At 67.4% G+C, this 6,819-nt stretch carries 9 protein-coding genes; all 9 read right to left on the bottom strand.

Annotated features, from left to right (window positions below; translation table 11 throughout):
• The coding region (locus HY726_10025; GenBank protein ID MBI4609338.1) for a citramalate synthase at window positions 1-818 on the bottom strand (818 nt) is incomplete at its 3' end.
• Between the two features lie 81 nt (window positions 819-899).
• Complete coding sequence (locus tag HY726_10020) at window positions 900-2,159, bottom strand: CoA transferase (protein MBI4609337.1); 1,260 nt, start codon at window positions 2,157-2,159, stop codon at window positions 900-902.
• A complete protein-coding gene (locus HY726_10015; protein ID MBI4609336.1) occupies window positions 2,137-2,574 on the bottom strand; it encodes an OB-fold domain-containing protein in 438 nt (145 codons plus the stop codon). Before HY726_10015 ends, HY726_10020 begins: the two co-directional genes overlap by 23 nt.
• Window positions 2,575-2,587: 13 nt before the next feature.
• Window positions 2,588-3,715 (bottom strand): thiolase domain-containing protein, encoded by a 1,128-nt coding sequence (locus tag HY726_10010; GenBank protein MBI4609335.1) that lies wholly within the window; start codon window positions 3,713-3,715, stop codon window positions 2,588-2,590.
• Window positions 3,716-3,745: 30 nt separating this feature from the next.
• Window positions 3,746-4,012, bottom strand: a complete 267-nt coding sequence (locus HY726_10005; GenBank protein ID MBI4609334.1) for a hypothetical protein — start codon at window positions 4,010-4,012, stop codon at window positions 3,746-3,748.
• A 180-nt stretch (window positions 4,013-4,192) separates the two neighbouring features.
• A complete protein-coding gene (locus HY726_10000) occupies window positions 4,193-4,456 on the bottom strand; it encodes a ferredoxin family protein (protein MBI4609333.1) in 264 nt (87 codons plus the stop codon).
• A 120-nt stretch (window positions 4,457-4,576) separates the two neighbouring features.
• Window positions 4,577-5,479, bottom strand: a complete 903-nt coding sequence (locus HY726_09995; protein MBI4609332.1) for an ABC transporter permease — start codon at window positions 5,477-5,479, stop codon at window positions 4,577-4,579.
• Window positions 5,479-6,435, bottom strand: coding sequence for an ABC transporter permease (locus HY726_09990; GenBank protein MBI4609331.1), 957 nt, complete (start codon window positions 6,433-6,435; stop codon window positions 5,479-5,481). Before HY726_09990 ends, HY726_09995 begins: the two co-directional genes overlap by 1 nt.
• Window positions 6,436-6,513: 78 nt before the next feature.
• Window positions 6,514-6,819: ABC transporter substrate-binding protein (locus tag HY726_09985; GenBank protein ID MBI4609330.1), on the bottom strand; the 306-nt coding region annotated here is incomplete at its 5' end.

The raw sequence follows: 6,819 nt of genomic DNA, 5'->3' as shown, positions 1-6,819 counted from the left end.
TCACGAAGCTCGCGCAGATTCCCCTCCGGGATGCACTGAAGCCCCATCTTGAGCACGATGTTCGGGATGATCGACACGAGGTTGGCGTTGCCGCACCGCTCACCGTAGCCGTTGATCGTGCCCTGGACGTGGTTCACGCCCTCCGCGACCGCGGCGAGCGAGTTGGCGACCGCGCATTCGGTGTCGTTGTGCACGTGGATACCGAGCGGCGTCGCCGGCTTCACCATCTTCTTCACCTCTCGGAGGATCTCGGTGATCTCGTAGGGCAGGCTTCCGCCGTTGGTGTCGCAGAGAACGAGACAGTGGGCACCGGCGGCTTCGGCGGTGAGAAGCGTGCGAAGCGCGTACTCCCGGTTGCGCTTGAAGCCGTCGAAGAAATGCTCGGCGTCGTAGATCACCTCTTCGAAGTGCTTGAGGAGGAAGCGGATCGACTCGCCGATCATCGCCAGGTTCTCTTCGAGCGTGGTCCCGAGGGCATGGGTCACGTGGAAGTCCCAGGACTTCCCGAAGATGGTGACGACGGGCGGCCCGGCCTCGACCAGCGCTTGCAGGTTGGTGTCCTCCTCCGCGCGCACGCCGGGGCGCCGCGTGGCCCCGAACGCCGTGATCTTCGCGGTCTTGAACACCGCGTCCTGGACGCGCTTGAAGAAGCGCAGATCCTTGGGGTTGGATCCGGGCCAGCCAGCCTCGATGTAGTGGATGCCGAGCGCGTCCAGCCGCTGGGCGATGCGGACCTTGTCCTCCATCGAGAAGGCGACGCCTTCCCCCTGCGTGCCGTCCCGGAGCGTGGTGTCGTAGACCTTGACCAACCGCTTCATGGCAGCCTCCAGCTTCGATAAGGGTAACCGCCATGATGGCGGAGAGAAGGTGGCCCTGTCAAGAAACGCGGGATCGCGGCGTCAGACCACGCCGTCGGCCCTGAGCCGGGCAATCTGGGCCGGACTGAGCTTGAGGAGGCGTGTCAGGATCTCCTCGGTGTGCTGGCCGAGCAACGGCGGCGGCACGGTCGCGGCGCCGGGCGTGTCCCACAGCCGGATCGGAACGCCGAAGAACGTGACCGCGCCGGCCTTGGGATGCGGCAGGGACACGATCATACCACGCTCTCTCAGATGCGGGCTCTCGCAGACCTCGGCCACGCTCTTGATCCGTCCCGCGGGCACGCCGGCCTTGTCGAGGCGGTCGAGCCACTCCGCGGCGGGCCGCTCGCCGAGAATCCCGTTGAGGAGCGGAACCAGCGCCCCCCGGTTCGCCACGCGCTGGGACTCGCTCGCAAAGCGCGGGTCGCCCGAGAGGTCCGGGTGCCCCACGGCCTGGCAGAAGCGTTCCCAGAGTGGGTTGTTGGCGACACCGATAGTGAGGTAAGCATCCGCCACCTTGAAGACTTCGTACGGCACGATCGACGGGTGCTGGTTGCCGCGCCGCGTAGGGCGCTGGCCCGTGGCGAAGTAGATCCCGGCCTGGTAGGTCAGGAGTGAGGCCATCACATCCAGCATCGCCACCTCGACCTTTTGCCCCCTCCCGCTGCGCCGTCTCGCGTAGAGGGCGAGGACGATGGCGTGGGCCGCCGCCATCCCTGCAACGAGATCGGCGATCGAGGTCCCGACCTTCACCGGCGGGCCGTCGGGGAAGCCGGTGAGGTCCATGAGCCCGGACTCACCCTGAACGATCAGGTCATACCCCGGCCGTCCCGCCTCGGGCCCGGACTCGCCAAAGCCCGAGATCGAGCAGTAGACGAGCCGTGGCTGGCTCCGCTTCAACGCCGCGTAGCCGAAGCCCAGCCGCTCCAGGGTGCCCGGCCTGAAGTTCTCCAGAAGCACGTCCGACCGGGCGATCAGCCGCCGGAGGAGACGCTGGCCCTCGGGAGCCTTCAGGTTGAGCGTGAGGCTCTTCTTGTTACGGTTCACCGCGAGAAAATACGTCGCTTCGCCCCCCAGGAAGGGAGGCCAGGTGCGCGTGTCGTCGCCCTTCCCCGGCTCCTCCACCTTGATCACCTCGGCCCCCATGTCGCCGAGCATCATCGAGCAGAACGGGCCGGCTAGGACGCGGGTGAGGTCCAGGACCCGAACGCCCGCCAGCGGCCCGCTGGCCGCCCGCCGGCCGCGACGGCTCCCCGACGAAGCGCGCGAGCGGCCCGGCTTACCCTTCGCCCGAGCCCTCATGGTGGCTTCCCGTGAAGAGGCGCTTCACCACGCTCTTCACGATCGCTGTGACCCGCTCGCTGCGGTCCCCCGCCCGGCGCCAGAAGAGGCGCACGCGCTCGGTCATCCCGAGATGGGAGAAGTAGAACACGTGATCCACGGCCTCCACGACCACCCGCCGCCCCACACGGAGCCGTCGGGTCTCGCTCCCGTGGCAGAAGATGCGCGCGCCGCTGGGCAGCTCGACCAGGGCGATGTGAAGCGGGGAGCGGAATCCCGCGGGCGGCGAGTGGAGCGTGGTGAACGCAACCACGTCTCCGTAGCCCTGAAGCTCGACGGCCTCCATGGCCACCGGGTGATCCGGGCAGAAGCGCGCCGGGGGGGCGACGACCCGGAGGCAACGCGGGCATCGGGATCCCTGAACCGCCTCCATCATCGCTCCAGCACGGTCAGGTGACGCGCTCCAGGAGCGTCACCCAGTTGTTCGTCGCCAGGCCGCCGATCGAGTGGGCGAGCCCGACCCGCGCCTGGACCTGGCGCCCGGGAGCGGTACCGGTGAGCTGCCCCACCAGCTCAACCACCTGGGCGAGCCCGGTCGCGGCCAGCGCATGACCGCGCGCCTTCAGCCCTCCCGAAGGGTTCACGGGAAGCCGGCCATCCAGGGCTGTCTCGCCGTTCATCGTGGCGCGGGTGGCCTTCCCCGGCGGCACCAGGCCCAGATCCTCCAGCGTGATCAGCTCGAAGGGCGCAAAGGCGTCATGGACCTCAGCCACTTCCACGCGCTCGGGCCCGAACCCCGCCATTCGGTAGGCGGCCGCGGCCGCGGCCTGTGTGGCCCTGAAGGTCGTCAGGCTGTCGCGGTACCGGACGGCCAGGTAATCGGCCCCCTGACCGATGCCGGCGATCTGGACCGCGGTCCGCTCGGCGGTGAGCAGCAACGCCGCGGCGCCGTCGGAGATCGGACAGCAGTGCAGGAGCCGGAGCGGATCGGCCACGAGCCGGGACTCCAGCACTTCCGCGAGGGTCACCGGCGACTGGAAGTGCGCGAACGGATTCAGCGCGGCGTTGGCGTGGTTCTTGACCGAGACCTGAGAGATCTCCCGCAGGCTGACGCCGTGATCGGCCATCAGCGCCCGGGTCACCAGGGCGGCGAGCGCCGGCATCGTGGCGCCGTAGGAGCGCTCGTGGGGATCGATCGAGCGGCTGATCAGCTCGGAGACGCGTGGCGTCGGCAGATGGGTCATCTTTTCCCCGCCGACCACGAGGACCGAGCGGTGGAGCCCGGCGGCCACCGCGGCGAAGCCGGCATAGAGGGCGGCCGCTCCCGAGGAGGTCGCGGTCTCGACCCGGAGCGCGGGGACATGGGCGAGGCCGACGTGCGTGGCGATCTGGGAGGCGAAGTTCCCCTCCCCGACGAACTCCTCCGGGTTCATCACCGCCACGACGAGGGCGTCTGGGGTCTCGACAGACGCCGCCCGCATGGCCGCCAGCGCGGCCTCGGCGATCAGGTCCTGAAGTGTCTCCTCGCGCTTGCCGAAGCGGGCCATGCCCGCCCCGGCGATCCAGACATCCCCCACGGGCGAGCTCCCGGCAGCGAACAGTCGGACCTATTTCACTCCGGGAGTCTTGGGGGTGTCAACCAGATTCCGGGTCTCGTGGTCCGGGTTTACCGGGAGCGGAGGTCGCCGGCCCGGGACGAGCGACGGCGGCGCCGCCACGCCCAGGTCCCGGATCAGCCGGAGAAGATACGTGCGCTGCAGCCCGAGCGCGCGCGCCGTTTGGCTCCGGTTTCCGCCGAACTGGCAGAGCGTCGCCTCGATGAGCCGCCGCTTGAACTCGGACACCGCACCGTGAAAGCCAGCCACCGACATCACGAGTCGCCCCGCGCCTCCTTGGAGGCAATGAGCGTGCCAGGAGCGACGACACGCCAATTCAACGGATTGCCGAGCGCCGCGCGCCGAAGCTGCACAGCGTGCTGTGCAGCTCCAGGCCACGACTGCACAAAAATAGGGGGCCCGCGACCGGGCCCCCCGAGGCAGGCAGGAGTCTTGCCGTTACTTCTTGGCAGGCTGGACGCCGGGGTTATCCTTGAAGAACTGCTTGTTCAGCTCGATGAAGTTCTTCCACTGCTCCGGAGTCTCATCCTCCGCGAAGATCGCCTTGACCGGGCAGACCGGCTCACAGGCCCCACAGTCGATGCACTCGTCCGGATGGATGTAAAGCATCTCCGGGCCTTCGTAGATGCAATCGACCGGGCAGACTTCCACACAGGCCTTGTCTTTCACGTTGATGCATGGCTCGGCAATGATATACGCCATCGAGGCCTCCCTTACCTACCGGTCACCCGGCATAATTCGTGACGTCGGGAGCGGGTTTTCGTGCTCAAACCGAGCTTTATTCTTAGCTCAGCTCCGCGCCGCTGTCAAGAGTTTGGAGGGTCAGAGCGTGCGGAGCTTGGGGTCGAGGGCGTCCCGGAGCGAGTCGCCGAACAGGTTGAAGGCGAAGACGCCCAAGCTGATCGCGACGCCCGGGAAAAAGGCCATCCAGGGCGCGGTCTCGGCAAAGTCGACCGCCGCCCCACGGAGCATCAGCCCCCAGGCGGCGGTGGGCTCCTGGACTCCGAGACCCAGGAACGAGAGCGAGGCCTCCAGGAGGATCGCCTGGCCGAGGTAGGCCGTCAGCATGATGAGATAGGGCGCCATGACGTTGGGGAGCATGTGGCGCAGGATAATGCGGCGGTGCCGGAAGCCGGCGGCCCGGGCGGCGTCCACGTAGGGCATCTCCCGGATCGCGAGCGCGCTCGACCGCGAGACGAGGGCGGCGCGGGGGATCATGGGAATCGTGATGGCGAGGATGACGTTGAAGATGCCGGTGCCGAGGAGAACCACCACGGACAGGGCCAAGATGATCAGCGGGAACGACAGGATGATGTCCATCCCGCGCTGGACCAGGAGGTCCACCCGCCCGCCGAAGTACGCGCTGGTAACCCCGATCACCGCCCCGAGGGTCGCGCCGAGGAACGCGCACGAGAAGCCGACGAGCAGCGCCGTCCGCGACCCGTAGATGATCCGCGAGAGCACGTCACGCCCGAAGGCGTCGGAGCCCAGCCAGTGCTCGGCGTTCGGCCCCGCTAGCATGGCCGCGTAGTCGGTGTCGAGAGGATGGTACGGGGCGAGGAGGGGCGCAAGGGCGGCGACCACTCCCATCACCAGGATCAGCCCGGCGCCGATGGCCCCGAGCGGCCGCTGGCGGCAAAACTTCACGATCCCGGCGAGCCACGCGCGGTAGTGAGGCGCCAGGGCGATCCCGGCAACGGTGTCAGCGGGGGGATTGATCGCCATCAGCGATACCTGATCCGCGGGTCCAACCAGGCGTACATGAGGTCCACCACGAAGTTCACGAAGATGAACGTGAACGCCACCAGCAGCACCAGGGCCTGGGTCATCGTGTAGTCGCGGCGGGCGATGGCCTCGACAAAGAGGAGACCCAGACCGTTCAGGTTGAACACCTGCTCCGTGACTACGAGCCCGCCCAGGAGAAAGGCGAACTCCAGCGCGATGACCGTGAGGACCGGGAGCATCGCGTTCTTGAGCGCGTGGCGCGTGAGGATCAGCTTCTGCCAGAGCCCCTTGGCCCGCGCCGTCCGGATATAGTCCTCGCGCAGCACTTCGAGCATGGCCGAGCGGGTCATCCGCGTCGCCACGGCCGAGTACCTGTAGCCGACGGAGAGGGCGGGCCAGGTGAGCTGGGCCAGGTTCTCCCAGGGGTCCACCCAGATCGGCGTGAACACCATCGGCGGCAGCCATTTAAAGATGATGAGAAAGCCGAGAATCATCAGGATCCCGAGCCAGAACGACGGGGTCGCCAGGCCCGCGATGGAGAAGATCCGCACCACGTAGTCCACCCACGTGTCCTGCTTGAGGGCGGCCACGATCCCGAGCGGGATCGCGAGCAGCGTCGCGACCACCGTGGCCATGATCGCGAGTTGAAGCGACAGCGCGAACCGGAGCTTGATCTCCTCGGTGATCGGGGCGCCGGTCCACATGGAGAGGCCGAGGTCCAGCCTGACGAGCCCCCACATCCAGTCGATGAACTGCCGCCACATCGGCTTGTCGAGACCGAGCCGAGCCCGTTCCATCGCGACCATCTGCGGGTCGGTATACTGTCCCTCGCCGCTCATCAGCCGAACCTCGACGACATCCCCGGGGACCACGCGGAGGAGCAGAAACACGAGCACAGCGACCCCGAAGAGCGTTGGGATCATGAGGAAGAATCGCTTCAGAATGAACTTCCACATCGGCGGCGGGCGGGTCCGAACCCCTCACTCCTCCCTCCCCCCCGCCAGGGGGGGAGGGAGAAGCGGGAAATGTTCTCGCTATTCAGCGAGCCAGACCACATCGAGGGTGTTGTTCAGGTAGTGGCTCGGCGTGACCTGCCAGCCCTTCACCTTGCTCGAGTGCGGGACGATCCGGTTCCACTGGAGCGTCATGAGGTAGCGGGCCTCCTCGTCCAGGAGCCGCTTCTCGAACTGGCGGATGTACTTCTTCCGCTCCTCAACGTCCGTCGCCCGGCTTTGCTTGTCGTAGAGATCATCCAGCACCCGGTCGGTGTAGAAGCCGTAGTTGGACGGGTTCCGGTCCGTCGAGAGGAACTTGTAGAGGTCCAGGTCGGGCTCGACGAT

This window comes from Candidatus Rokuibacteriota bacterium, from assembly GCA_016209385.1.
GTDB lineage: Bacteria > Methylomirabilota > Methylomirabilia > Rokubacteriales > CSP1-6 > JACQWB01.
The sequence above is the reverse complement of the archived record's forward strand: the minus strand, read 5'-3'. Positions and strand labels throughout refer to the sequence as shown.

Bases quoted from the DNA above. Each gene is read 5' to 3' on its own strand.
- HY726_10015 (MBI4609336.1), bottom strand. From the start codon at position 2,574: ATGATGGAGGCGGTTCAGGGATCCCGATGCCCGCGTTGCCTCCGGGTC.
- HY726_10020 (MBI4609337.1), bottom strand. From the start codon at position 2,159: ATGAGGGCTCGGGCGAAGGGTAAGCCGGGCCGCTCGCGCGCTTCGTCG.
- HY726_10000 (MBI4609333.1), bottom strand. From the start codon at position 4,456: ATGGCGTATATCATTGCCGAGCCATGCATCAACGTGAAAGACAAGGCC.
- HY726_09990 (MBI4609331.1), bottom strand. From the start codon at position 6,435: ATGTGGAAGTTCATTCTGAAGCGATTCTTCCTCATGATCCCAACGCTC.
- HY726_09995 (MBI4609332.1), bottom strand. From the start codon at position 5,479: ATGGCGATCAATCCCCCCGCTGACACCGTTGCCGGGATCGCCCTGGCG.